Genomic DNA, 24,490 nt, shown 5'->3' on the forward strand with positions numbered 1-24,490 from the left:
GACCCGGCACCGTGCACCAACCGTCGATCGCACCCTTCACCGACGGCACCGTCAGCGTCGCCGACTCCCCCTGACCCAGCATCGGCGTCGCCTCACCCGACGCCAACCGCAGGTCATGCCGCATCGCATCCCTGTTCGTCACCCGCAGAACAAGACGCGTACCAGGCGCCGCCTCGATCGTCCCCGGACGAATCCGCATATTCGCCAACGTCACCTCCACCACCCGCGTCCCCGACGCAGCCACCGTCTGCGCGGGGGCGTCGGTCCGGCCGCTGCTCGCGAACAGCGCCGCGGCGGCCGTCAGCAGGCAGCCGACCACGACGCCGACGACGGCGGGATGCCAGGGGACGCGCGGGAGGGTCATGGTCCCAGGGTTCGGGTGCGGGGCGCCGTGCGGGGAGGGCCGAAGGTCCCGGCGGCGGGGACCGAAGGGCCCGGTTCGCGGACGTACCGTCCTTGGTCCCCGCGCTCGCGGGACCTTCGGCCCTGGGGCGGCCGAACCGGCGGGCGGAAGCCTGGAGAGGCACAGCGGCAGCACGAGGAGGTGCGCCATGCCCCATCCGTTCGCGACGCACGTCGGGGTCCGGCGGCTGATGACCGCGGCCATCGCGGCGCCGTCGGTGCACAACACCCAGCCCTGGTTCTTCCGGCTGGACGAGGACGCGGCGGTCATGGAGCTGCACGCCGACACCGGCCGCGCGCTGCCGGTCATCGACCCGGGCGGCCGGGCCCTGCACATCAGCTGCGGCGCCGCGCTGTTCAACCTGCGGCTCGCGATCCGGACGACGGGCCACCGGCCGCTGGTCGAGCCGCTCCCGGACGCCGGGCGCCGGCCGTCGCTGCTGGCGGCCGTCCGGGCCGTGGACGCGACGATGCCGTCGCCGGGCCAGGCGGAGCTGTACGCGGCGATCCCGCACCGGCGCACCAACCGCGGCCCGTTCGGCAAGCGGCGGGTGCCGCAGATCGTCCGGGACGAACTGACGGCCGCGGCCCGGGAGGAGGGCGTGGCGCTGAGCCTGCCCGGCCCGCAGACCACGGCGTACCTGCTCAGCCTGATCGCGGCGGCGGACGCCAAGCTCACCGCCGACCCCGGCTACCTCGCCGAGCTGGCCCGCTGGACACCGGACCGGACCCGCGGCGACGGCGTCCCCTGGTACGCGTTCGGGCCGCGGCCGAGCGGGCGGGGCCTGCCGCTGCGCGACTTCGGCGCGGCCGGCGCGTCCGCCGGGCGGGCGGCCGACGACTTCTCCGCCCGGCCCCAGCTCGGCGTCCTGCTCACCAGGGGCGACGGCCCGCGCGACTGGCTGCGGGCGGGGCAGGCCCTGCAGCGGGTCCTGCTCACGGCGGCGCGGCGCGGGGTGGCGGCCTCGATGCTCACCCAGCTCCTGGACATGCGCGGCGGCGGCCCGGCCGGGGACCGGCCGCACGGCCACATCCAGTCGGTCATCCGGTTCGGCTACGGGCCGATCGTGCCCGGCACGCCCCGCCGCCCCTTCCCCGAGGTCCTCGAACGGGTCTGACCTCCCGACAAAGAAAGGCGAACGATGCCGACACTCGTCCAAGAGTTCACCGACGTCTTCCGGACGGAGCACCGCAGTGTCCGCGACCTCCTGCTCGACCTGGTGGAGGCGTTCCGGCTCCGCGACACCGAGCGGGTGCGCGAGCTGGTCCGGGCCGTCGACGCCGCGACCGGGCCGCACTTCCGCTACGAGGAGGAGTCGATGTACCCGCGGCTCGTCGCGGTCTTCGGCGCCGAGTACGTGGCCAAGCTGCTCGCCGACCACGACGGCGCGATCCGGACCGTCCGGCGGCTGTACGCGCTGGCCGAGTACGACCGGCTGACGCCCCGGCAGGCCGAGCGCGGGATCGAGCTGACCCGGCGGATCCTCCCGCACGTCAGCGACTGCGACGGGCTGTCGATCATGGTGGAGACGCTTCCCGCGGACACGGTCGAGGCGATCCTGGCGACCCGGCGCGACGCGCGCGCCGCCGGCCTGACCCTGCTGACCTGGGCGGCGACCGCACGGGACCGGGATGTCTGAGCCGGAGGAGCCGCGCATCGTCCAGGGCGGCATGGGCGCCGGCGTCTCGGGGTGGCGGCTCGCGAGCGCCGTCGCGCGGACCGGGCAGCTCGGCGTCGTCTCCGGGGTCGCGCTGGACGCGCTGCTCGCCCGCGGCCTCCAGGCCGGGGACGAGGGCGGCCACCTGCGCCGCGCGCTCGCCCACCTGCCGCTGCCGGGGGTCGGCGAGCGCATCCTGGAGCGCTACTTCGTGCCCGGCGGGATCGCGCCGGGGCAGCGGTACCGGCCCGTGCCGAAGCTCGGCCTGCGGGCGAACCGGACGCGGGACGAGCTGACCGTCGCCGGGAACTTCGCCGAGGTGTGGCTCGCCAAGCAGGGGCACGGCGGGCCGGTCGGGATCAACTACCTGGAGAAGATCCAGCTCGCCACCCCGGCCGCCGCCTACGGGGCGATGCTGGCCGGCGCCGACTACGTCCTGATGGGCGCGGGGATCCCGAGCGAGATCCCGGCGCTGCTGGACGCGCTGGCCGCCGGGTCCCCGGGCCGCGTGACCGTGGCGGTCGCGGGCGCCGAGGAGGGCCGCCCGTTCGCGTTCGACCCGGCGTCGCTGTCCGGCGGCCCGGTGGGGCGGCCGCGGTTCCTGGCGATCGTGTCGTCGTCCGTCCTCGCCCTGTACCTGGCCCGGTCGCCGGTGACCCGCCCGGACGGGTTCGTGCTGGAGACGGCGGTCGCGGGCGGGCACAGCGCGCCGCCGCGCGGGCGGCTGCGCCTGGACGAGGCCGGCGAGCCGGTCTACGGGCAGCGGGACCGGGTCGACCCGGCGAAGGTCGCCGCGCTCGGCCTGCCGTTCTGGATGGCGGGCGGCTACGCGCGGCCCGGCACGCTCGCCGAGGCGCGGGCGGCCGGCGCCGCCGGGATCCAGGCGGGCAGCGTGTTCGCGCTGTGCCGCGAGTCCGGCCTCGAACCGGGGCTGCGCAAGGAGCTGATCGACCGCGCGCTGGACGGCACCCTCCGCGTCCGCAACGACCCCCGCGCCTCGCCGACCGGGTTCCCGTTCAAGGTCGCCGCGCTGCCCGGCACGCTGTCCGAGCCGGACGTCTACACGAGGCGCCCCCGCCTCTGCGACCTGAGCTACCTCCGCACCCCCTACCTGAAAGCGGACGGGAAGGTCGGCTACCGCTGCCCGGCCGAGCCGATCGACGCCTACGTCCGCAAGGGCGGGGCCATCGAGGACACCGGCGGGCGCCGCTGCCTGTGCAACGCGCTCGTCGCGAACATCGGCCACGGCCAGCACCGGCCCGACGGCTACGTCGAGCCGCCGCTGCCGACCCTCGGCCAGGACCTCGGCTTCCTGCCCGACCTCGTCCGCGCGACCGGCGGCGACTACACCGCCGCCGACGCGATCGACTACCTGCTGCGAACGTGAGCCCGCCATGACCGTGGAAGCGACCGTGAAACAGATCCGCACGCCCCGCCACGACACCGCCGAGCGGCCGTTCATCGTGATCTGGGAGGCGACGCGGGCGTGCCCGCTCGCCTGCCGGCACTGCCGCGCCGAGGCCCGGCCCGACCGGGACCCCGGCGAGCTGAGCACGGCCGAGGCGTTCGGCCTGATGGAGCAGGTCGCCTCGTTCGGCGGCCCGCCGCCGATGTTCGTGATCACCGGCGGCGACCCGTTCCAGCGCCCGGACCTGCTCGACCTCGTCCGGCACGGCTCGCGGATCGGCCTGCCGGTCGCGGTGTCCCCGTCGGGCACGCCGACGCTCACCGAGGCCGGGCTCACCGGGCTGCGGGACGCGGGCGCGCGGGCGGTCTCGCTCAGCCTGGACGGCTCGAACGCGCGGATCCACGACGAGTTCCGCGCCACGCCGGGCGTCTACGGCTGGACGATCGACGCCTGGCGGACCGCCCGCGACCTGGGCCTGAAGGTGCAGATCAACACCACGGTGACCGGGCACAACCTGACCGACCTGCCGGAGATCGTACGGATCGTCCACGAACTGGGGGCGCTGACGTGGAGCGCGTTCCTGCTCGTCCCGACCGGCCGCGGCACGCTGCTCCCCGGGCTCGGGCCGCGGGAGGTCGAGGACGTCCTGAACTTCGTGTACGACGCGGGCGCCCACATCCCGGCCCGGACGACCGAGGCCCACCACTTCCGCCGGATCGCCGTCCAGCGGGAGATCCTGCGGCGGCACGGCGCCGACCACGCGGCCGCGCTCGGCCTCGGCCCGCTCTACGCGGACCTGCGGCGGCGGCTGGCCGGGCTGGACCTGCCGGTCCGGCGCGCCCGGCGCGCGCCGATGGACGTCGGCTCCGCGCGCGGGTTCGTGTTCGTCTCGCACCGCGGCACCGTCCATCCGAGCGGCTTCCTGCCCACCCCGGCGGGCAGCGTCCGGACCGGGCGGCTGCCCGACATCTACCGGACGTCGCCCCTGTTCGTCGGCCTGCGCGACCCCGCCAACCTCACCGGGAAATGCGGCGCCTGCGAGTTCCGGACGCTCTGCGGCGGCTCCCGCTCGCGGGCTTTCGCCACGTCCGGCGACCCGTTCGCGTCCGAGCCGTGGTGCTCCTATACCCCGGGCGCCTTCCCCTACCAGGAGGAACTCGCCGAGTACGGCGCCGTCGCGCCGGCCTGAACGGGAACCCTCCCGGAAAGCCGGGATCGGCGACATATCCGCCGTGAGCTGGGTAGATGACGCCGTAGAAGGGGTTTTCCGTACAACGGCTGGACGAGACATGTTCGAGATCGAGGACATCCGGGAATGGCGCGGCCGGACGGTGATCGACGAGTCCGGCAGCAAGATCGGTGAGCTGGAGGCCGTCTACGTCGACACCCTCACCGACCAGCCGGCCTTCGCCACCATCAAGACCGGCATGCCGATGCGGCAGCGGCTCGTGTTCGCGCCGCTCGACGGCGCGACCGTCGGGCCGGAGCACCTGCGGGTCGCGCACCCGAAGAAGCAGATCAAGGGCGCGCCCGCCATCGACACCGACGGGGAGCTGCCCGCCGGTGACGAGAGCGCCGTCTTCGCCCACTACGACCTGGCCTACGAGGCCGCACCCGACGAGCGCCGGCTCGCCCGCCGCTGACGTGCGTCCAGGAAGGATCGAGCCATGGCCCTGTTCCTGTTCATCCTGCTCGTCGCGGTGGCGCTCGGCATCATCGGCGTCGTCGTGAAGGGCCTGTTCTACCTGCTGATCATCGGCATCGTGCTGTTCCTCATCAACCTGGTGTGGAGCGGGATCCGGGTCGGCCACCGCCGCGGCTCCCGCCCGGCCCGCTGACCCGGGCGGCCGGCGGACCGGCCGTTAGAGGCGAGCGTCCCCGGGTAGCCCGTAGCGCGACGGCCGGACGCGCCGGCGAGCCGTGACGGCGAATGCCGTGACAGACCTGTGAGCCATACGAGACGGGGGCAGAGATGACCACGCCTGAGGAGAACGCGCCGAAGACCGACGACACCGATCAGGTCGTGATGAAGCCCGGCGGCGACCCCGGCCGGGACGTGGACCAGGAGAAGCCCCGGCCCGGCCCGGACACGCGCAACGAACTCGGCGCCGAACTGGAGGACAAGATGGCGGAGAAGGGCCTGTCCCGGGACGACTTCAGCGGGTCCTGACCCGTGGCCCGCGACTGACCCGCCCCTCCCCTCCCCGGGCCTGTCCCCGAACGCGCAGATGGGAGCCTGCGGCCGTTCCGGCCGCGGGCTCGCTCGCGCATGCCCGCCCGGAAAGTCGGCGTATAGCCGAGAGGTCACGGTTGTGACGCGGCGCACCAAGGGGGCCTTGACATGGCAGTGTGACCGGTAACAGTGTGTCCGGGGACACCGGCACCACCCCCGAGGTGAGACGTGAAGCGTAGGAAGTTCGTCAGCCTGGCGCTGGGCCTCGGCCTCGCGCTCGGCATGACCGCGTGCGGCTCGACGCAGAAGACCGTCGACAAGGAGAAGGCCGAGAAGAAGCCGGCGGCCGGCGCCCTGATCGGCGTCACGATGCCGACCCGCTCGTCCGAGCGCTGGATCCACGACGGCGACAACCTCAAGAAGCAGCTGGAGCAGCTCGGCTACAAGGTCGACCTCCAGTACGCCGAGAACGACATCCCGACCCAGGCCAACCAGATCGACAACCAGATCACCAAGGGCGCCCGGCTGCTGGTCATCGCCTCCATCGACGGCACGGCGCTGACCACGCAGTTGCAGAAGGCGGCCGACAAGGGCGTCCCGGTCATCTCCTACGACCGGCTGATCCGCAACTCCCCGAACGTCGACTACTACGCCACCTTCGACAACTACAAGGTCGGCGTGCAGCAGGCGACGTCCCTGCTCGTCGGGCTCGGGCTGAAGAAGGCGGACGGCTCGGAGGGCACCGCGAAGGGCCCGTTCAACATCGAGGTGTTCGCGGGCTCCCCCGACGACAACAACTCCACGTTCTTCTACAACGGCGCGATGGACACCCTGAAGCCGTACCTGGACAAGAAGACCCTCGTCGTCAAGAGCGGCCAGACCGACTTCAAGACGATCGCGACGCTCCGCTGGGAGCCCGAGCGCGCGCAGAAGCGCATGGAGGACCTCCTCACCCGCTACTACGGCGGCGGGACGAAGGTCCAGGGCGTCCTGTCCCCCTACGACGGCCTGTCGATCGGGATCCTGTCGGCGCTGAAGTCCAACGGCTACGGGACGCCCGGCCAGCCGTACCCGATCGTGACCGGGCAGGACGCCGAGGTCGCCTCGGTGAAGTCGATCATCGCGGGCGAGCAGTACTCGACCGTCTACAAGGACACCCGGCAGCTCGCCGCCGTCACGGTGAAGATGGCCGACGCCGTGCTGAAGGGCGAGAAGCCCCAGGTCAACAACACCAAGGACTACGACAACGGCGAGAAGGTCGTCCCGTCGTACCTGCTGAACCCGGTGATCGTGAACAAGGACAACTACAAGAAGGAACTCATCGACACCGGCTACTACACCGAGGCCCAGCTGAAGTGACGCCTGGGTGGGGCGGCCCCCGCCACCTCCCCGGCGGGCCGCCCCACCCGTCCCCGCAAGGAGGACCATGACCGACGCGATACTGCGGATGCGCGGCATCACCAAGACCTTCCCCGCGGTCAAGGCTCTGCAGGACGTGAACCTGGAGGTGCGGCGGGGGGAGATCCACGCGATCTGCGGCGAGAACGGCGCCGGCAAGTCGACGCTGATGAAGGTGCTGTCCGGCGTCTACCCGCACGGCGAGTACAGCGGCGACATCGAGTTCGAGGGCGAGACGTGCCGGTTCTCCGGCATCCGCGACAGCGAGCAGCGCGGGATCGTCATCATCCACCAGGAGCTGGCGCTCAGCCCGTACCTGTCGATCGCGGAGAACATCTACCTCGGCAACGAGCGCCGCGGCCGGTTCGGGCTCATCGACTGGAACCGGACCAACGCCGACGCCGCGGAGCTGCTGGCGCGGGTCGGGCTGAAGGAGAACCCGGTGACGCCGGCGATGGACCTCGGCGTCGGCAAGCAGCAGCTCGTGGAGATCGCCAAGGCGCTGTCGAAGCGGGTGAAGCTGCTCATCCTGGACGAGCCGACCGCCGCGCTGAACGACGCCGACTCCGCGCACCTGCTGGACCTGCTGCGCGGCCTGCGCGACGAGGGCATCACCTGCGTGATCATCTCGCACAAGCTGAACGAGATCCGCGCGATCGCCGACTCCACCACGATCCTGCGGGACGGCCGCACCATCGAGACCCTCGACATGGCCGGCGACGTCTCCGAGGACCGCATCATCTCCGGGATGGTCGGCCGCGACCTCGACAACCGGTTCCCCGACCGCGTCCCCGACATCGGCGCCGAGGTGCTGCGGATCGAGGACTGGACCGTCCACTCCCCCACCCAGCACGGCCGGGTCGTCGTGGACCGCGCCGCGCTCACCCTGCGCCGCGGCGAGATCGTCGGCCTCGCCGGGCTGATGGGCGCGGGCCGGACCGAGCTCGCCATGAGCCTGTTCGGCCGCAGCTACGGCACCGGGATCAGCGGCCGGATCTACAAGGACGGCAAGGAGATCGCGGTCCGGACGGTCACCGAGGCGATCCGGCACGGGCTCGCCTACGCGACCGAGGACCGCAAGACCTACGGGCTGAACCTCATCGAGGACATCAAGCGCAACGTCTCCGCCGCCGGCCTGCGCGGCCTCGCGAAGGCCGGCTGGGTGGACGAGAACCGCGAGTACGAGGTCGCCGAGCGGTTCCGCCGGGACATGAACATCAAGACGCCGAGCGTCCTCACCCCGGCCGGGCAGCTGAGCGGCGGCAACCAGCAGAAGGTCGTCCTGTCCAAGTGGATCTTCACGGACGCGGACGTGCTGATCCTGGACGAGCCGACCCGCGGCATCGACGTCGGCGCCAAGTACGAGATCTACTCGATCATCAACCGGATGGCCGACCAGGGCCGCGCGGTACTGGTGATCTCCTCCGAGCTGCCCGAGCTGATCGGGATCTGCGACCGCCTCTACGCGATGGCGGAGGGCCGCATCACCGGCGAGGTGACCCGCGCCGACGCGACCCCGGAGCGCCTCATGCAGTACATGACCCAGAACATGATGCGGACCGAGGAGACCAGAGCATGAGCAGCGTCGCGTCGGCCGACAAGGCCGTGTCACCGCCGCCGGCGGAGCGGCCGAAGCCGGGCCGGACCCTGCCGGTCAACCTGCGGCAGAGCGGGATCTACATCGCGTTCGGGCTGATCGTCGCGCTGTTCGCGGTGCTCACCGACGGGCAGCTGCTGTCGCCGCAGAACATCTCCAACATCATCGTCCAGAACTCCTACATCCTGATCCTGTCCATCGGGATGATCATGGTCATCATCGGCGGGCACATCGACCTGTCGGTGGGGTCGGTGGTCGCGGTGACGGGCGCCATCGCGGCGGTGCTGATGGTCGAGCACAACGTGCCGTGGCCGGCGGCGGTGCTGCTGACGATCCTCGCGGGCGCCGCGATCGGCGCGTGGCAGGGGTACTGGATCGCCTACTTCGAGATCCCCTCGTTCATCGTGACGCTGGCCGGGATGCTGGTGTTCCGGGCGCTGACGCTGACCGTCCTCGGCAACCAGGGCATCGGCCCGTTCCCGGACGAGGTGCGGACGATCGCCAACGGCTTCCTGTCCGGCTACCTCGGCAACATCGGGCTCGGGCCGCTCGGCGGCGCCGACCTGTTCACGCTGCTCGTCGCGCTGGCGCTGGTCGGCGGGTACGCCGGGCTCGGGTGGCGGAACCGGCAGGGCCGCATCCGCTACGGGCAGAAGGTCGAACCGCTCACCGTGTTCGTGCTGCGGTACGCCCTCGGCGTCGTGGTCGTCATGTTCATGGCCGTGCAGCTCGCCCGGTTCAAGAACATGCCGTGGGTGCTCGTGCTGCTGGGCGTGCTCGTCCTCGGCTCGACGCTGGTGATGAACCGGGCCGTGTTCGGCCGGCACGTGTACGCGCTCGGCGGCAACCCGCTCGCGGCGAAGCTGTCCGGCATCAAGGTCAAGTCGGTGTCGTTCTGGCTGTTCGTCAACATGGGCGTGCTGTCGGCCGTCGCCGGGATCGTGTTCGCCGGGCGGCTCAACCAGGCCGGCCCGACCGCCGGGAACATGTTCGAGCTGGACGCGATCGCGGCGGCGTTCATCGGCGGCGCGGCCGTGCAGGGCGGCGTCGGCAAGGTGGTCGGCGCGATCACCGGCGGCCTCATCATGGGCGTGATCAACAACGGCATGTCGCTGCTCGGCGCGCCGAGCGAGCGGGTCATGCTGATCAAGGGCCTCGTCCTGCTGGCGGCGGTCGCGTTCGACATCTGGGCCAAGCGGCGCGCCGGGGCGTCGCGCTGACCGGTCGGCCCGGGGACGGCGGACCCGGTATGTTCCGAGGTGCCATGACCTCCACGCCACCCGCCAGACCCGGGCTCCGCGACGTCGCCCGGCTCGCAGGGGTCTCCCACCAGACCGTGTCGCGGGTGTTCAAGAACCATCCGATGGTCAGCGCGAAGACCCGCGACCGGGTGCTGGCCGCCGCCGCGCAGCTGGACTTCCGGCCGAACGCGGCGGCGCGGGCCCTCGCCACCGGCCGGTCCCGGACGCTCGGCGTCGTCAGCTTCGACACCGCGCTGTTCGGCCCCGCGTCGATCATCGCGGCGATCGAGCGGAATGCCCGCGCCGCCGACTTCTTCACCAGCGTCGCGAGCCTGGAGTCGCCGGGGCACGGCGCGGTCGCGGGGGCCGTCGACCGGTTCCGCGACCAGGGCGTGGACGGCATCATCATGATCCCCGGGCACGTCCCGCCGGACGAGGCGCTGCGGCACCTGCCGGGCGACCTGCCGACCGTCCTGCTCGGGCCGGACGCGGCCGTCCCGACCGTGTCCGGCGACCACTACCTGGCGCCCCGCGAGGCGGTCCGCTACCTGCTGGAGCTCGGGCACCGGACCGTCCACCACCTGCCGGGCCCGGACGACTGGTCGGAGGCCACCGAGCGGACGCGCGGCTGGCGGGACGCGCTCACCGAGGCCGGCGCCGACGTCCCCGACTGCGCGCCCGGCGACTGGAGCGCGCGGTCCGGCTACGAGCGCGGCCGGCTGCTCGCCGCCGACGGCGACGTCACGGCGGTGTTCGCGGCCAACGACCAGATCGCGCTCGGGCTGCTGTGGGCGATCCACGAGAGCGGCCGCCGGGTGCCGGACGACGTCAGCGTCATCGGGTTCGACGACATCCCGGAGGCGGCGTTCCTCACCCCGCCGCTCACCACCGTCCGGCAGGACTTCACCGCCCTCGGCCGGCACCTCGTCGAGCTGCTCATCGCCCAGCTGACCGGAAGCGAGGCGGACGCGCCGAAGCTCGTCCCCAGCCACCTGATCGTCCGCCGCAGCACCGCGCCGGCCCGCTGACCCTGGATCACCGCAGCGGCGCCGCCAGTACGTGCGTCAGGGTGCGGCGCAGCCAAGCGCCGTACTGCTCGGGCGCCCATCCCGTGGTGCGTCGCAGGAGCAGGTAGGTCTCCGCCTGACCGGCCAGCGCGACCGTCTCCTCCTGCCACGCCGGATCCGTCGTCTCCGCGAGCAGGCCGTCGGTGCGGGCGCTCTCGACGAATCGCCGCAGCAGCCCGCGGGTGTCGGCGCGGCCGGCCTGGAAGGCCTCCGCCAGCTCGGGCTCCGTGGCCTGGGCCTGGAGCACCACCTCGAACAGATCGGCGGCGCGTTCCATGAGGCCGGCGGTCCCCTCGGCCAGCGCCTCGATCCGGTCGGCGAGCGTCCGGCCCGTGAGCGCCGCCCGGTACCAGTCCCTTTCGGCGACCGCCCGTTCCGCGGTGTCCCCCGCCACGGCGACGTCGACCACATGCCGCAGCAGCGCCGCCTTGGTGCCGAAGCGGACGTAGACGGTCCGGTGCCCGACCTCGGCACGGTCGGCGACCGCGGTCAGCGTCGTCGCGTGGTAGCCCTCGCGGACGAACAGCGCCCGCGCGGCTTCGACCACTTCGCGATCGGGGTGCCGGGCAAGGCCGAGCTCGAAGGCCTGGCCGCCCGGCTCACCGCACTCGGCGACGAGCACGCCGGGGTCCACTTCGCCACCATCGGCTGGATCCTGCCCGGAACGCACGACCCCGACGGGCACGAGGTCCGCTTCTACACCACCGACCACCACACCCCGATGCCCGCCGGCGGCACTCCCCTGGTGGTGGACGACCCGATCGGCACCGAGGACGAGCGCAGGCGAGCCCACCGGACGCGCGGCGCGGGCGAACCCGGCACGGCCCCGAGCGGCGGATCCGATGATCACCCGTAACGCCCCCGGTGGCGAGAGGGGAACCGCGGCGGCCGGCCCGCACCAGCGCCGAGGCGACCCCGCCCGGTCGAGCCCGCACCGCTGGAACTGGACTGCGACGGCAGCGGGACGGCGTGCGAGGGGACGGTGACCGTGTCCAACACCGGAACCCTGCCGCTGCGGATCGGCGCGATCGAACTCCGCGGGCCTGACGCCGTGCGCGGTCCCGGCCGACGGCGCGGCCTGCCCGATCAAGGGCACGGGGTTCGAGCCCGGCGAGACCGTCGACCTGGCCTGCACCTGGCCGCTGGGCGCGCGCAGCCGGTACCAGGTCACCGCCGCCGGCGACGGCGGCTTCGAGTACCGGCTCCTGCGCGCCTCGCCGCCCGGAACGGTCGAGGTCAGTGCCGTCGGCCGGGCATCGGGCCGCACCGCGACGACCAGCTACGTCCTCCCCGGCTCTACTCGGACTCAGTAGGGCTGCCCGCCGGTGCTCTGAGCGCGCGGAGGCGGTGCATGATCGCGCCGTCCGCGAAGTGGTCGTGGAGGGCCCGGTAGATCTCGTAGAGGTCGTCGTAGGCGTCGGCGCGGGCCCGGTCCGGGACGTACGCGGACGGCACGCGGCGCCCCATCGCGGCGGCGGCCGAGGTGATGTCGGGGTAGGCGCCCGCGGCGACGGCCGCGTGGATCGCCGAGCCGAGCGCCGGGCCCTGCGCCGACCCGATGACCGACAGCGGGCGCCGCAGCACGTCGGCGTACACCTGCATGAGGAAGGCGTTCTTCATCAGCCCGCCCGCGACGACGAACTCCTCGACCGCCACGCCGGACGCCTCGAACGTCTCCACGATCATCCGGGCGCCGAACGCGGTCGCCTCGATGAGGGCGCGGTAGACGTCCTCGGGCCTGGTGGCGAGGGTCTGGCCGACGATCAGCCCGGACAGGTCGTGGTCGACGAGGACCGAGCGGTTGCCGTTGTGCCAGTCGAGCGCGACGAGGCCGTGCCGCCCGACCGGCTGCGCCTCGGCGAGCGCGGTCAGGTGCTCGTGGACGGTCCGGCCCTCGGAGGCGGCGACCTGGTTGTAGTAGGCGGGCACGCAGGTGTCGACGAACCAGCCGAAGATGTCGCCGACGCCGGACTGGCCGGCCTCGTAGCCCCACAGCCCCGGCACGATGCCGTCGGCGACGACGCCGCACATGCCGGGGACCTCGGCGAGCCGGTCCGACGACATGACATGGCAGGTGGACGTGCCCATGATCGCGACCATCTGGCCGGGCCGGACGGCGTCGGCGGCCGCGGCGGTGACGTGCGCGTCGACGTTGCCGACCGCGACCGCGATGCCCTCGGGGAGGCCCGTCCAGCCGGCGGCCTGCGCGGTCAGCGTCCCGGCGAGGCCGCCGAGCGGCGCCATCTCGTGGCCGAGCTTGCCGGTGAAGTCGGCGAAGCCGGGGTGGAGCCCGGCGAGGAACTCGCGGGACGGGTACCGGCCGTCCTGGTGGATGCCCTTGTAGCCGGCCGTGCAGGTGTTGCGGGACTCGGTGCCGGTGAGCCGCCAGATGATCCAGTCGGCGGCCTCGATCCAGCGGTCGGCCTCGGCGTACAGCTCCGGGTCCTGCTCCAGGAGCTGCAGGGCCTTCGCGAACTGCCACTCCGAGGAGATCTTGCCGCCGTAGCGGCGCAGCCACGGCTCGCCGCGCTCGGCGGCCAGCGCGTTGATCCGGTCGGCCTGCGGCTGCGCGGCGTGGTGCTTCCACAGCTTGGGCCAGGCGTGCGGGCGGTCGGGGCGGCGCTCGCACAGGGGGGTGCCGTCCGCCGCCGCCGGGAGGACGGTGCAGGCGGTGAAGTCGGTCCCGATGCCGATGACCTGCGACGCCGGGACGCCCGCGACCGCCAGCGCCTTCGGCACGGCGAGGCGCAGCACGTCCAGCCAGTCCTCGGGCGACTGGAGGGCCCAGTCCGGGGGAAGCGGGACCCCGGACGGCAGCCGCTCGTCGATCACCCCGTGGCCGTACTCGTGGACGCCGTCGCCGAGTTCGGCGCCGTCCCGGACGCGGACGACCACCGCCCGCCCCGACAGCGTGCCGAAGTCGACCCCGACGACGTACCGCTCGTCCGCGCTCATGGGCTCCTCCTCTAAAGGCCCTGGGCCAGGCGATGGTACGCCTGGTTCCAGCGGATCTCCTTGGTGAACTGGCGCAGCGTGGTACCGGCGTCGATGGTGAGCAGCTCGACCCCGGCCATCTCGGCGAGATCGGCGAGCTCCTCGGCGCCGAGCGCGGCGGACAGGACGGTGTGGTGCGGCGCGCCCGCCGTCAGCCACGCCTCGGTGGAGGTGCGCAGGTCCGGCAGCGGACGCCACACCGCGCGGGCGACCGGGAGCATGGGCAGCGGCTCCGGCGGCGCGACGACCTCGATCTCGTTCGCGACGAGCCGGAAGCGGTCCCCCATGTCGGCGAGGCCGACCACGACGGCGGGACCGGGCGCGGCGTCGAACACGAGCCGCACCGGGTCCTCGCGCCCGCCGATGCCGAGCGGGTGGATCTCCAGCGACGGCCGCCCGGCCGCGATCGACGGGCAGACCTCCAGCATGTGCGCGCCGAGGATCAGCTCGTTGCCCGGTTCCAGGTGGTAGGTGTAGTCCTCCATGAACGACGTGCCGCCGGGCAGGCCGGCGGACGCGGCCTTCAGCGTGCGCAGCAGCGTCGCCGTCTTCCAGTCGCCCTCGCCGCCGAAGCCGTAGCCGTCGGCCATCAGCCGCTGGACGGCGAGGCCGGGCAGCTGCCGCAGGCCGCCGAGGTCCTCGAAGTTCGTCGTGAACGCCTTGAAGCCGCCGCCGTCGAGGAACGTCCGCAGGCCCAGCTCGATGCGGGCGCCGTAGCGCAGGGACTCGTGCCGGTCGCCGCCCGGCCGCAGCTCCGGGACGACGTCGTAGGCGTCCTCGTACTCCTTGACCAGCTCGGTGACGTCGACGTCGGCGACGGCGTCCACCACGTCGACCAGGTCGTTCACGCCGTAGGTGTTGACGGAGACGCCGAACCGGAGCTGCGCCTCGACCTTGTCGCCCTCGGTGACCGCGACGTCCCGCATGTTGTCGCCGAACCGGGCGAGCTTCAGCGTGCGCAGCTCGTGGTGCCCGGCCGCCGCGCGCGCCCATCCGGCGATGCGGGCGCCCACCGCCGGGTCGGAGACGTGCCCGGCGACGGTCTTGCGGGCGACGCCGAGCCGGGACTGGATGTAGCCGAACTCCCGGTCGCCGTGCGCGGCCTGGTTCAGGTTCATGAAGTCCATGTCGATCGAGTGCCACGGCAGCTCGACGTTCGCCTGCGTGTGCAGGTGCAGCAGCGGCTTGGACAGCACGTCCAGGCCGGCGATCCACATCTTCGCCGGGGAGAAGGTGTGCATCCAGGCGATCACCCCGATGCAGGAGTCGTCGGCGCTCGCGTCCAGGCAGATCCGGCGGATCGCGTCCGCGTCGGTCAGCACCGGCGTCCAGCGCAGCGCGACCGGCAGCGCCTCGCCGAGCCGCGCGGCGATCGCGCCGGACTGGTCGGCGACCTGGCGCAGGGTGTCGTCGCCGTACAGGCCCTGGCTGCCGGTGAGGAACCAGATCTCGCGGTTCGGAAAGCTCATGCCTCAGCCCCTCTGCCCGTAGACGTTCTGGTAGCGGTCGTACAACCGGTCGATGTCGCCCGCGTCCATCGGCAGCGGCTCGCCGAGCTGGCGGGACAGGTGGACGGTGCGGGCGACGTCCTCGCACATCACGGCCGCCTTCACGGCGGCGCGGGCGTCGGCGCCGATCGTGAAGACCCCGTGGTTGCGCATGAGGACGGCCGGGCTGCGGTGCCCGTCGAGCGTCTCGACGATGCCGCGGCCGATGTCGTCGCCGCCGATGAGCGCGAACGGGCCGACCGGGATCTCGCCGCCGAACTCGTCCGCCATCGCGGTGAGCACGCACGGGATCGGCTCGTCGCGCGCCGCCCAGGCGGTCGCGTAGGTGGAGTGGGTGTGCACCACGCCCCCGACGTCCGGGCGATGCCGGTACACGTACGCGTGCGCGAACACGTCGCTGGACGGCTTGAGGGGCTGGTCGCCGACCGGTTTGCCCTCCAGGTCGCACAGCACCATCGCGTCGGGGGTGAGGTCCTCGTAGGGCACGCCGCTCGGCTTGATCAGGAAGCTGCCGCCGTCCACCCGGGCGGAGACGTTCCCGGCCGTCCACACGACCAGTCCGCCCTCGACGAGCAGCCGGTGCAGGACGGCGAGTTCGGTGCGGAGCGCGGCGGTCTCGGGGGCTGTCATGTCCGCTCCTTTGTTAGCGCTAACATCATCGGGCTGCCGAAAGGCGCCTCGGTCTCGGACGGGGGGGTCAGGTGCGGCGGCGCACCCCGGTGCTCTCCCGGACGACGAGCTCGGGTTCCACCACGCGGCGGGCGGCGGCCGGATCGGGAACCGGCCGGGAGGCTCCCTCGATCCGGCCCAGCAGCAGGCCGAACGCACGCCGCCCCACCTCGCCGAAGTTCTGCCGGACGGTCGTCAGCGGCGGCGGGAAGTAGGCGGCCTCGGGCACGTCGTCGAAGCCGACGACGCTCACCTCGCCGGGCACGTCGCGGCCGGCCTCGCGCAGCGCCCGCAGCAGCCCGAGCGCCATCGCGTCGTTGGCCGCGAACACCGCGGTGACCTCGGGCTCGGCGGCGATCTGCCGGCCGATCTCGTAGCCGGAGCGGGCGCTCCAGTCGCCGGTCGGCGCGTCCGGGACCTCCCGTCCGGCGGCCTCCAGCGCGGCCCGCCAGCCGTCCGCGCGGCCGCTCGCGTCCACCCAGTCGGCGGGCCCGGCCAGGTGCAGGACGGTCTCGTGGCCGAGGCTCAGCAGATGCCGGACGGCCCGCTCCGCGCCGGCCCGGTGGTCGACCGCCACGGCGGGGAACGGCACGTCGCCCCCGGCGCCGACCGCGACCAGCGGGGTGTCGGAGGGCAGCTCCTTCAGCCCGTCGGCGGCCGACTCGTGCGGGGCCACGACCATGATCCCGTCCGCGGACTGGGCGCGCAGCCGCTCCACGCCCTCCCCGATCGAGCGCCGGTTCAGCGAGCTGAGGCTGACGATGCTGACGTTGTAGCCGTGCTCGCGGGCGGCCTGCTCGATGCTGAACACCGTGGACGCGGGCCCGTACAGGGTGGTGTCGAAGCTGACGACGCCGAGCACCCCGGACCGCCCGGTGGCGAGCACCCGGGCCGCCGAGTTCGGCCGGTAGTCGAGGGCCTGCACCGCCGCCATCACCCGGGCGCGGGTCTGCGGCCGCACCTTCTCGGGGGTGTTCAGCACGCGCGACACGGTCATCGCCGAGACGCCGGCCATCGCGGCCACGTCCTCCATCACCGCCAGCCGCCGGCCGTCGGGCGCCTCCGGTGATTCGGCGGCCACATCGCCTCCCCGATTTCCTCGCTACGCCCCGAATGTTTGCGCTAACTCGCCCGAATGTCAACAGGCCGGACGCCCCGCCGAGCAGGGCGTCCGGCACCGGACGTCAGGCCGCCGCGCGCCCCCGCGCGGCGAGCGCGAGCACGGCGGCCAGCAGCGCGAACGCGGCACTGACCAGCCAGACGGCCGGATAGCCGCCCTCGGCCGGGCCGCCCGCGCCCGCGGGCGCGGCGAGCAGCGTCCCGAACATGCCGCCCGCCACCGCACCGCCGACGGTCTTGACGTTGTTGTACACGGCGGTGGAGATGCCGGTCCGGGACGGGTCGGACGCCTCCGCGATCACGGTCGGCATCCCGCCGAGCGCCACCCCCATCCCGGCCGCCAGCACGGTCGGCTCGGCGACCACCACCCACAGCACGTCGTGCGCGGCGGCGAACGCGGTGAAGCCGGCCGCCACCAGCAGGAACGAGCCGATCAGCGCGTGCGGTATCCAACCCTGCGGGCGATGACGGCGGTGAACGCGACGACGCTGACCAGCATCGCGGGCAGCACCCGGTGGCGCGGCGCACCGACTCGGGGACGGCGACGAACGAGACGGCCACGCAAGCGAGGGCGAGCACGACCAGCGCGAGCTGGACGTCGCCGGGGAACTCGCGGGCCTGCGGGAGACCCGCATGTGCGCGTCGCTGTCGGGCCCGCACGACATCCTGTTCGCCGTTGGCTGCGCTCGGTCGAGCACATCCGGTCGTTCGAGGCGGCGCTGCGCCGGCGGTTCCCGCGGCTCACCGTCACCGACCGGGCGGTGGCGCTGTGGCAGCTGAAGCTGGCGGGCCAGCTGCTCGACCCCCGCGGCCGGCACCTGCGGACCGTCCCGTTCTGGACGTGGGACGCCCCCGGGACCGCGGCGGAACTGGACGTCCTCGTCGACCGCCTCCGCACCGGCCCGCCCCCGCCGCCCGACGCACCGTCGCGCCGTGACGCCGGTTGCCTCTATCGTGGGGTACCGCCCGCGACCGTACCGCCCGATCACGGCCGACGCGCTGCGGTGATTCCGCCGGGAGGACGCGGCGGGCGCCCTGGGAACCGGGCCGTCGAAGGGTACTCCGTGCGAAAGGCCGAGCTGTGAGCCAGCGACGACCGCGGACGTCGGGTGACGAGCCGGTGGACGATGCGGCGGCCGGCGTCCCGGACGACGTGACGGCCGCCGTTGAGCGCGTGCTGAGCACGACGGCGCAGCTGTGGAGCCGCGCGGAGCAGGGGCTCGAACCGGCCATCTCGCCCATCCAGCTGCGCGCGGTGGAGGCGATCTCGCGGTTCGGACGGCTGAACCTCGGCGGGCTGGCCGAGGAGCTCGGCGCCATCCCCTCGTCCACGAGCCGGCTGTGCGACCGGCTTGAGGCCGCCGGGCTGATCGTGCGCGAGCCCGCCCGCGCGGACCGGCGGGAGATCATCGTCCGGCTCAGCGACCAGGGCGAGCAGTTGCACGCGCAGCTCGTCCGGCGGCGGCGCGCGGCGGTGCGGGACGTGCTCGCGCACCTGTCGCCGGCGTCCCGGGCCCGGCTGATCGACGCGCTGACGGAGTTCGGCCAGGCGTGCGAGCGGCGGGCGCCCGGCGGGCCGCGGGCCCTCGACTCCCGCACCGACTCCCGCACCGCCTGACGGCGTGTTCACCACTCGACGTCAAGTATTTGCCATAAGGCAAACTCTTTGGCAGTCTTCCCCTGCGGTCCTCCGTCCCCGGGTGAGCGGTGGCCGGGACGGACCGGAGCACGGAGCCGCTCCCCCTGGTGGCCGGCCGGACGAGGGGGCCGGCCGGAGACCGGGGCGCGGCCGCGTCCGGCGTCGGCAGACAGCAACGAGATGGGGTCGCGATGAGCACGGAGGGCCGCCTGGCCACGGGTGAGCGGGGCCGCCCGGCCGCCATCGAGCGGGCGCTGCGCGCCGCGCCCGCGCACGCGGTGCCCGAGGCGCTGGCCGCCGTGCTCCGCCGCGAGTACCCGCAGGTCTCGGGCGTCCGGCTGCTGGTGAGCGACTACCACTCGCGGGTGCTGCTGCCGGTCGAGCCGGTCCCGGCCGCGCTCGGGGCCGCCGAGTCCGCCGACGAGGCGCTCCCCATCCGGCAGAGCACCGCCGGCCGCGCGTACGTCACGCGCGGCGTGCTGGTCGCCGGGGCCGAGGACGGCGGTGGGCCGCGCGAGACGCGGACCTACATACCGGTCACCGCGCGGGGCGAGCGGCTCGGCGTCCTCGAGGTCGCCTCGGCGGAGCCGTGGGGCGGCCCGGACGCGCCGGCGGAGATCGGCGAGCTGCTCGGCATCGCCCTGAAGGTCGCGTGGAACTGGACCGACCGGTACGAGCGGGCCAGGCGCCGGCGGCGCCTCACGCTCGCCGCCGAGCTGCAGTGGCAGCTGCTCCCCGGGCACGGGTGCGCGGACGAGGCGTTCAGCCTCGCGGGCCACCTGGAGCCCGCGTACTCGATCGGCGGGGACAACTTCGACTGGTCCGCCGAGCACGACCATCTGGCGCTGACCGTCACCAACGGCGCGGGCACCGGCATCAGCGCGGCGCTGCTGACCTCGCTCACCGTCGGCGCGCTGCGCAACGCGCGCCGCTCCGGCGCCGACCTCGGCGAGCAGGCGAGCCTGGCGAACGACATGGTGCACGTCCGCTACGGCGGCCGGGAGTTCACCGAGACCCTCGTCATGCGGATCGACGTCGGCGACGGCACCGTGCACGTCATAGACGCGGGCTCGCCGCGGATCCTGCGGCTGCGCGGCACCGAGGTGACGCGGGTGCCGCTGGAGCAGCAGCTCCCGCTCGGCATGTTCCCCGACACCGAGTACCGGCCGCAGCGGTTCGCGCTCGAGCCGGGCGACCGGCTGGTCATCGTCAGCGACGGCGTCTTCGCCGCGACGACCGGGCGCGGCGAGTTCGGCACGCACGCGCTGGAGCAGGCGACCCGGCGCAGCCGGCTGCAGGACGCGGCGGAGGTGCCGCTGACCATCATCAACGAGCTGATCGAGTTCCACGACGGCGCCGGTCTCGCCGACGACGCCGTGGTGGTGTGCCTCGACTGGCACGGCTCTCCGGCCGCCGGGTAACCTCCCGCTTACATCGCCGTGCCACCGAGGAGGCCGCCATGCCGGAACTGACCGCCGCCGAGACCGTCCGGGCCGCGGACGGCATCGTCCACGACATCGGCTCCAAGTGGATGCTGGACCCGGCGGTCTCCGCGCACGGGAAGGAACTCGGGTACGGCAACCCGTTCGCGTTCTACTTCGCCGGGCGCGGCGGCGTGCTCGGGGACGTCGACGGCGGCGTGGTGCGGGCCGCGCTCGGCTTCTTCGAGCCCGGGGTCGTCCGGGCCATGTGGGACGAGGGCATCGCCGTCGCCGGGGCCCGGGAGGCGGCGCGGCGGTACGCCACCGCGTTCACGGCGTGGGCCGAGGAGCACGTGCCGGACGACCCGCGCCTGTGCGAGCTGGCCGAGCGGGTCGCGGACGCGGCCGAGGGCGCCGGACTGCCGCTGTTCTGCGGCTGGCGCGCCGAGCCGCTGCCCGACAGCGGGCCCGGCCGGCTGGTGCAGGTGCTGCAGGTCCTGCGGGAGCTGCGCGGCGGCCTGCACCTCGTCGCGACGACCGCCGTCGGCCTGTCGCCGCTGGAGGCCGTGCTGGCCGACGAGGGCGAGGGGAAGGCCCGGTTCTGCGGCTGGCAGGGCGACCTCCCCGACTGCGCGCACCTCAAGCCCCGGCTCGCGGAGGCCGAGCAGATCACCGACCGGCTCGCCGCCGAGGTGTACGAGCGGGCGCTGACGCCGTCCGAGCGGGCCGAGTACGCCGGCCTGGTGGAGAAGGCGGGCGCGGCCGTCCTCGGCTGAGCCGCTCCCGAAGGGCCGCGTCCGTTCTTGTCGCGAGACGACAAGAACGGACCGCTGATGAACCACACGTGTGTTTTGCCGTTCCGGCGGCGGGTAGGTGGACGGCGCGCCAGCGGTGAAGGGTGGGGTGACATGGGCGTTCGTACATGGATCGGGTCATGGCCCGTCTACCGCCAGTTCACCGGCGACGATCCGCTCGGCCGCGGAGCCGCGGCGAAGAGCGCGGGGTCCGAGCGGATCAGGGCGCGGGTGAGCACCGCCGACCGGGTCGTGAAGTCCGTCTGCCCGTACTGCGCGGTCGGCTGCGGGCAGGACGTGTACGTCAAGGACGGCAAGGTCACCCAGATCGAGGGCGACCCGGACTCCCCGGTCAGCCGGGGGCGGCTGTGCCCGAAGGGCTCGGCCAGCCTCCAGCTGACCACCGGGTCGGCCCGCGAGTACCGGGTGCTGTACCGGCGCCCGCACGGCACCGACTGGGAGCCGCTCGACCTCGGCACGGCGATGGACATGATCGCCGACCGGGTGATCGAGGCGCGCCGGCAGGGCTGGCAGTGGGAGCAGGACGGCCTGCGCGTGCGGCGCACGCTCGGGCTGGCCAGCCTCGGCGGCGCGACGCTCGACAACGAGGAGAACTACCTGATCAAGAAGCTGTTCACCGCGCTCGGCGCGGTGCAGATCGAGAATCAGGCGCGCGTTTGACACTCCTCCACCGTCCCCAGTCTGGGGACCTCGTTCGGCCGCGGCGGCGCGACCACCTTCCAGCAGGACCTGCAGAACTCCGACTGCATCGTCATCCAGGGCTCGAACATGGCCGAGTGCCATCCGGTCGGGTTCCAGTGGGTGATGGAGGCGAAGGCGCGCGGGGCGAAGCTGATCCACGTGGACCCGCGGTTCACCCGGACCAGCGCGCTCGCGGACGCGCACGTCCCGCTGCGCGCGGGCAGTGACATCGCGTTCCTCGGCGGGATCATCAACTACGTCCTGCAGAACGACAGGTACTTCCGCGACTACGTGGTGGCCTACACCAACGCGCCGGTGATCCTCACCGAGGAGTTCCGCGACACCGAGGACCTCGACGGCGTCTTCTCCGGCCTGGACCCGGAGAAGCGCAGCTACGACCACACGACGTGGCAGTACGAGGGCATGGAGGTGCAGTCGGCCGCCGGCGAGCGGGACATGGAGTACGACGACCGCGTCTCCGAGGCCGGGCGCGGCGAGGCGCACGGCTCCGGCGGCGCCGCCATAGGAGAGGGCCACCCGGAGCGGGACCCGGACCTGGAGCATCCGCGCTGCGTGTTCCAGGTGCTGAAGCGGCACTACTCCCGGTACACCCCGGAGATGGTCGAGCGGATCTGCGGCGTCCCGCGGGACCAGTTCCTGCAGGTGTGCGAGATGCTCACCGAGAACTCGGGCCGGGACCGGACGTCGGCGTTCGTGTACGCGGTGGGCTGGACGCAGCACACGGTCGGCGTCCAGTACATCCGCACGGCGGCGGTCCTGCAGAGCCTGCTCGGCAACATCGGGCGGCCCGGCGGCGGCATCCTGGCGCTGCGCGGCCACGCGTCCATCCAGGGCTCGACCGACATCCCGACGCTGTTCAACCTGCTGCCCGGCTACATCCCGATGCCGCACGCGCACACCAACGAGGACCTCGACGCGTTCGTCCGGGCCGAGTCGGCGAAGAAGGGCTTCTGGGGCAACATGCGGTCGTACACCGTGAGCCTGCTGAAGTCGTACTGGGGCGACGCGGCGACCGAGGACAACGACTACTGCTTCGACTACCTGCCCCGGCTGACCGGCTCGCACAGCACCTACGAGACGTCGATGGCGCAGATCGACGGCGTGTGCAAGGGCTACTTCCTGCTGGGCGAGAACCCGGCCGTCGGGTCCGCGAACTCCAAGATCCAGCGGCTCGGGATGGCGAACCTGGACTGGCTCGTCGTCCGCGACTTCTCCCAGATCGAGTCGGCGACGTGGTGGAAGGACGGCCCGGAGATCGAGACGGGCGAGATGCGCACCGAGGACATCGGCACCGAGGTGTTCTTCCTGCCCGCCGCCACGCACACCGAGAAGGACGGCAGCTTCACCAACACCCAGCGCATGCTGCAGTGGCACCACCAGGCGGTGGAGCCCGCCGGGGACGCGCGCAGCGACCTGTGGTTCATGTACCACCTGGGCCGGATCATCCGGGAGAAGCTCGCCGGGTCGGCCGACGAGATGGACCGCCCCGTCCTCGACCTGACGTGGGACTACCCGACGCACGGCCCGCTCGACGAGCCGGACGCCGAGGCGGTGCTGGCCGAGATCAACGGCTTCGACGGCGAGGGGAACCCACTGTCGTCCTATACGCAGCTGAAGGACGACGGGTCCACGAAGTGCGGCTGCTGGATCTACTGCGGCTGCTACGCGGACGGCGTCAACCAGACCGCACGCCGCAAGCCCGGCAGGGACCAGCACTGGGTCGCGCCCGAATGGGGCTGGGCGTGGCCGTCGAACCGGCGCATCATCTACAACCGGGCGTCCGCCGACAAGGACGGCAAGCCGTGGAGCGAGCGCAAGGCGTACGTCTGGTGGGACGCGGAGGAGGGCACGTGGACGGGCCACGACGTGCCCGACTTCATCGCCGACCGCCCGCCCGACTACAAGCCGCCGAGCGACGCGACGGGGCCCGACGCGCTCGCCGGCGACGACCCGTTCATCATGCAGGCGGACGGGAAGGCGTGGCTGTTCGTCCCGGCGGGGCTGACCGACGGCCCGCTGCCGACGCACTACGAGCCGCAGGAGTCGCCGTTCACGAACCCGCTGTACACGCAGCAGCGCAACCCCGTCCGGCACCTGCTGCCGCCGCACCCCGACAACCGGTACGCGCCGGTCGACGGGTCGCCGGGCGCGGACGTGTACCCGTTCGTGACGACCACCTACCGGCTCACCGAGCACCACACGGCGGGCGGCATGTCGCGCTGGCAGCCGTACCTGGCCGAACTCCAGCCGGAGTTCTTCTGCGAGGTGTCGCCGGAGCTGGCGGCCATGCAGGGGCTGGAGCACGGCGGCTGGGCGACGATCATCAGCGCACGCGCCGTCATCGAGGCCCGCGTGCTGGTCACCGACCGGATGCAGCCGCTGACCGTGGACGGCCGGACGATGCACCAGATCGGCCTGCCCTACCACTGGGGCCCGAACGGCTACAGCACCGGTGACGCGGCGAACGAGCTGCTGCACCTGTCGCTGGACCCGAACACCCACATCCAGGAGGCGAAGGCGCTGTCGGTGGACATCCGTCCGGGCCGCCGCCCGCGCGGCCCCGCCGCACCGGCCCTGGTCCGCGAATACCGCGCCCGAGCCGGCATCACCGACGACACCGGCACCGAAGTCTGACGTTGACCTGCGGCGTGTTGTTGTTATGAGGCGGCTCATAACAAC

24 protein-coding genes are annotated in these 24,490 nt (G+C 73.1%); 17 read left to right on the forward strand and 7 right to left on the reverse strand.

Features of this window, described 5'->3' with window-relative positions:
- Positions 1-364, reverse strand: a 364-nt coding sequence (locus ABFX46_RS23185; protein WP_346045098.1) for a cupredoxin domain-containing protein, incomplete at its 3' end; no start/stop codon positions are given.
- Positions 365-551: 187 nt separating this feature from the next.
- On the opposite strand from ABFX46_RS23185, the gene ABFX46_RS23190 reads away from it, so the two are divergent.
- The 11 genes from ABFX46_RS23190 to ABFX46_RS23240 all read left to right on the forward strand — a co-directional run bounded on the left by ABFX46_RS23190 (position 552) and on the right by ABFX46_RS23240 (position 10,905).
- Positions 552-1,520, forward strand: a complete 969-nt coding sequence (locus ABFX46_RS23190) for an Acg family FMN-binding oxidoreductase (RefSeq protein ID WP_346045100.1) — start codon at positions 552-554, stop codon at positions 1,518-1,520.
- Between the two features lie 24 nt (positions 1,521-1,544).
- Entirely contained in the window at positions 1,545-2,042 is a 498-nt protein-coding gene (locus ABFX46_RS23195) for a hemerythrin domain-containing protein (protein WP_346045101.1), read from the forward strand.
- Positions 2,035-3,447, forward strand: a complete 1,413-nt coding sequence (locus tag ABFX46_RS23200) for a beta/alpha barrel domain-containing protein (RefSeq protein WP_346045103.1) — start codon at positions 2,035-2,037, stop codon at positions 3,445-3,447. The genes ABFX46_RS23195 and ABFX46_RS23200 overlap by 8 nt, the downstream gene beginning before the upstream one ends.
- Before the next feature lie 7 nt (positions 3,448-3,454).
- Complete coding sequence (locus ABFX46_RS23205; protein WP_346045104.1) at positions 3,455-4,657, forward strand: TIGR04053 family radical SAM/SPASM domain-containing protein; 1,203 nt, start codon at positions 3,455-3,457, stop codon at positions 4,655-4,657.
- A gap of 100 nt (positions 4,658-4,757) precedes the next feature.
- Positions 4,758-5,111, forward strand: coding sequence for a PRC-barrel domain-containing protein (locus ABFX46_RS23210; protein WP_346045106.1), 354 nt, complete (start codon positions 4,758-4,760; stop codon positions 5,109-5,111).
- 24 nt (positions 5,112-5,135) lie between these two features.
- Positions 5,136-5,306, forward strand: coding sequence for a hypothetical protein (locus ABFX46_RS23215; RefSeq protein ID WP_203597140.1), 171 nt, complete (start codon positions 5,136-5,138; stop codon positions 5,304-5,306).
- A gap of 134 nt (positions 5,307-5,440) precedes the next feature.
- Positions 5,441-5,638, forward strand: a complete 198-nt coding sequence (locus tag ABFX46_RS23220) for a hypothetical protein (protein ID WP_346045108.1) — start codon at positions 5,441-5,443, stop codon at positions 5,636-5,638.
- 231 nt (positions 5,639-5,869) lie between these two features.
- Positions 5,870-7,000, forward strand: a complete 1,131-nt coding sequence (gene chvE / locus ABFX46_RS23225) for a multiple monosaccharide ABC transporter substrate-binding protein (protein ID WP_346045109.1) — start codon at positions 5,870-5,872, stop codon at positions 6,998-7,000.
- 67 nt (positions 7,001-7,067) lie between these two features.
- A complete protein-coding gene (mmsA, locus tag ABFX46_RS23230; protein ID WP_346045110.1) occupies positions 7,068-8,618 on the forward strand; it encodes a multiple monosaccharide ABC transporter ATP-binding protein in 1,551 nt (516 codons plus the stop codon).
- Complete coding sequence (mmsB, locus tag ABFX46_RS23235) at positions 8,615-9,856, forward strand: multiple monosaccharide ABC transporter permease (protein ID WP_346045111.1); 1,242 nt, start codon at positions 8,615-8,617, stop codon at positions 9,854-9,856. Before mmsA ends, mmsB begins: the two co-directional genes overlap by 4 nt.
- Positions 9,857-9,900: 44 nt before the next feature.
- A complete protein-coding gene (locus tag ABFX46_RS23240) occupies positions 9,901-10,905 on the forward strand; it encodes a LacI family DNA-binding transcriptional regulator (RefSeq protein ID WP_346045112.1) in 1,005 nt (334 codons plus the stop codon).
- 7 nt (positions 10,906-10,912) lie between these two features.
- On the opposite strand, the gene ABFX46_RS23245 is transcribed toward ABFX46_RS23240, so the two are convergent.
- Entirely contained in the window at positions 10,913-11,491 is a 579-nt protein-coding gene (locus tag ABFX46_RS23245) for a TetR/AcrR family transcriptional regulator (RefSeq protein WP_346045113.1), read from the reverse strand.
- Here ABFX46_RS23245 and ABFX46_RS23250 point away from each other — a divergent pair.
- Complete coding sequence (locus ABFX46_RS23250) at positions 11,447-11,800, forward strand: VOC family protein (RefSeq protein WP_346045114.1); 354 nt, start codon at positions 11,447-11,449, stop codon at positions 11,798-11,800. The genes ABFX46_RS23245 and ABFX46_RS23250 overlap by 45 nt on opposite strands.
- A gap of 440 nt (positions 11,801-12,240) precedes the next feature.
- Here ABFX46_RS23250 and araB read toward each other — a convergent pair whose 3' ends face one another.
- From araB to ABFX46_RS23275, 5 genes are all read right to left on the reverse strand, one after another.
- The gene (gene araB / locus ABFX46_RS23255) at positions 12,241-13,899 is read right to left on the reverse strand and encodes a ribulokinase (RefSeq protein WP_346045115.1); all 1,659 of its coding nucleotides are present in this window, start codon (positions 13,897-13,899) and stop codon (positions 12,241-12,243) included.
- Between the two features lie 11 nt (positions 13,900-13,910).
- On the reverse strand, positions 13,911-15,407 hold the full coding sequence (gene araA / locus ABFX46_RS23260; RefSeq protein WP_346045116.1) for an L-arabinose isomerase: 1,497 nt from the start codon (positions 15,405-15,407) through the stop codon (positions 13,911-13,913).
- A 3-nt stretch (positions 15,408-15,410) separates the two neighbouring features.
- Positions 15,411-16,076, reverse strand: a complete 666-nt coding sequence (locus ABFX46_RS23265) for an L-ribulose-5-phosphate 4-epimerase (RefSeq protein WP_346045117.1) — start codon at positions 16,074-16,076, stop codon at positions 15,411-15,413.
- 67 nt (positions 16,077-16,143) lie between these two features.
- The gene (locus ABFX46_RS23270; RefSeq protein WP_428831298.1) at positions 16,144-17,196 is read right to left on the reverse strand and encodes a LacI family DNA-binding transcriptional regulator; all 1,053 of its coding nucleotides are present in this window, start codon (positions 17,194-17,196) and stop codon (positions 16,144-16,146) included.
- Between the two features lie 103 nt (positions 17,197-17,299).
- Positions 17,300-17,650 carry a hypothetical protein gene (locus ABFX46_RS23275; protein WP_346045119.1) on the reverse strand — a complete coding sequence of 117 codons (351 nt, stop codon included), beginning with the start codon at positions 17,648-17,650 and terminating at the stop codon, positions 17,300-17,302.
- A gap of 219 nt (positions 17,651-17,869) precedes the next feature.
- Between ABFX46_RS23275 and ABFX46_RS23280 the strand changes: the two genes are divergently transcribed.
- From ABFX46_RS23280 to fdh, 5 genes are all read left to right on the forward strand, one after another.
- Entirely contained in the window at positions 17,870-18,319 is a 450-nt protein-coding gene (locus ABFX46_RS23280; protein WP_346045121.1) for a hypothetical protein, read from the forward strand.
- Positions 18,316-18,852, forward strand: a complete 537-nt coding sequence (locus tag ABFX46_RS23285) for a MarR family winged helix-turn-helix transcriptional regulator (RefSeq protein WP_346045122.1) — start codon at positions 18,316-18,318, stop codon at positions 18,850-18,852. Before ABFX46_RS23280 ends, ABFX46_RS23285 begins: the two co-directional genes overlap by 4 nt.
- 212 nt (positions 18,853-19,064) lie before the next feature.
- Positions 19,065-20,294: a PP2C family protein-serine/threonine phosphatase gene (locus ABFX46_RS23290; RefSeq protein WP_346045124.1), complete on the forward strand. Its 1,230-nt coding sequence runs from the start codon at positions 19,065-19,067 to the stop codon at positions 20,292-20,294.
- A 38-nt stretch (positions 20,295-20,332) separates the two neighbouring features.
- Positions 20,333-21,070, forward strand: a complete 738-nt coding sequence (locus tag ABFX46_RS23295) for an SCO6745 family protein (protein ID WP_346045126.1) — start codon at positions 20,333-20,335, stop codon at positions 21,068-21,070.
- Between the two features lie 132 nt (positions 21,071-21,202).
- Positions 21,203-24,445: a formate dehydrogenase gene (gene fdh, locus ABFX46_RS23300; protein WP_346045128.1), complete on the forward strand. Its 3,243-nt coding sequence runs from the start codon at positions 21,203-21,205 to the stop codon at positions 24,443-24,445.
- Positions 24,446-24,490 lie beyond the last annotated feature (45 nt).

This window comes from Actinomadura chokoriensis (assembly GCF_039529475.1).
Classification (GTDB): Bacteria; Actinomycetota; Actinomycetes; order Streptosporangiales; family Streptosporangiaceae; genus Spirillospora; species Spirillospora bangladeshensis.

Bases quoted from the DNA above. Each gene is read 5' to 3' on its own strand.
- ABFX46_RS23190 (WP_346045100.1), top strand. From the start codon at position 552: ATGCCCCATCCGTTCGCGACGCACGTCGGGGTCCGGCGGCTGATGACC.
- ABFX46_RS23195 (WP_346045101.1), top strand. From the start codon at position 1,545: ATGCCGACACTCGTCCAAGAGTTCACCGACGTCTTCCGGACGGAGCAC.
- ABFX46_RS23200 (WP_346045103.1), top strand. From the start codon at position 2,035: ATGTCTGAGCCGGAGGAGCCGCGCATCGTCCAGGGCGGCATGGGCGCC.
- ABFX46_RS23205 (WP_346045104.1), top strand. From the start codon at position 3,455: ATGACCGTGGAAGCGACCGTGAAACAGATCCGCACGCCCCGCCACGAC.
- ABFX46_RS23210 (WP_346045106.1), top strand. From the start codon at position 4,758: ATGTTCGAGATCGAGGACATCCGGGAATGGCGCGGCCGGACGGTGATC.
- ABFX46_RS23215 (WP_203597140.1), top strand. From the start codon at position 5,136: ATGGCCCTGTTCCTGTTCATCCTGCTCGTCGCGGTGGCGCTCGGCATC.
- ABFX46_RS23220 (WP_346045108.1), top strand. From the start codon at position 5,441: ATGACCACGCCTGAGGAGAACGCGCCGAAGACCGACGACACCGATCAG.
- mmsA (WP_346045110.1), top strand. From the start codon at position 7,068: ATGACCGACGCGATACTGCGGATGCGCGGCATCACCAAGACCTTCCCC.
- mmsB (WP_346045111.1), top strand. From the start codon at position 8,615: ATGAGCAGCGTCGCGTCGGCCGACAAGGCCGTGTCACCGCCGCCGGCG.
- ABFX46_RS23240 (WP_346045112.1), top strand. From the start codon at position 9,901: ATGACCTCCACGCCACCCGCCAGACCCGGGCTCCGCGACGTCGCCCGG.
- araB (WP_346045115.1), bottom strand. From the start codon at position 13,899: ATGAGCGCGGACGAGCGGTACGTCGTCGGGGTCGACTTCGGCACGCTG.
- araA (WP_346045116.1), bottom strand. From the start codon at position 15,407: ATGAGCTTTCCGAACCGCGAGATCTGGTTCCTCACCGGCAGCCAGGGC.
- ABFX46_RS23265 (WP_346045117.1), bottom strand. From the start codon at position 16,076: ATGACAGCCCCCGAGACCGCCGCGCTCCGCACCGAACTCGCCGTCCTG.
- ABFX46_RS23290 (WP_346045124.1), top strand. From the start codon at position 19,065: ATGAGCACGGAGGGCCGCCTGGCCACGGGTGAGCGGGGCCGCCCGGCC.
- ABFX46_RS23295 (WP_346045126.1), top strand. From the start codon at position 20,333: ATGCCGGAACTGACCGCCGCCGAGACCGTCCGGGCCGCGGACGGCATC.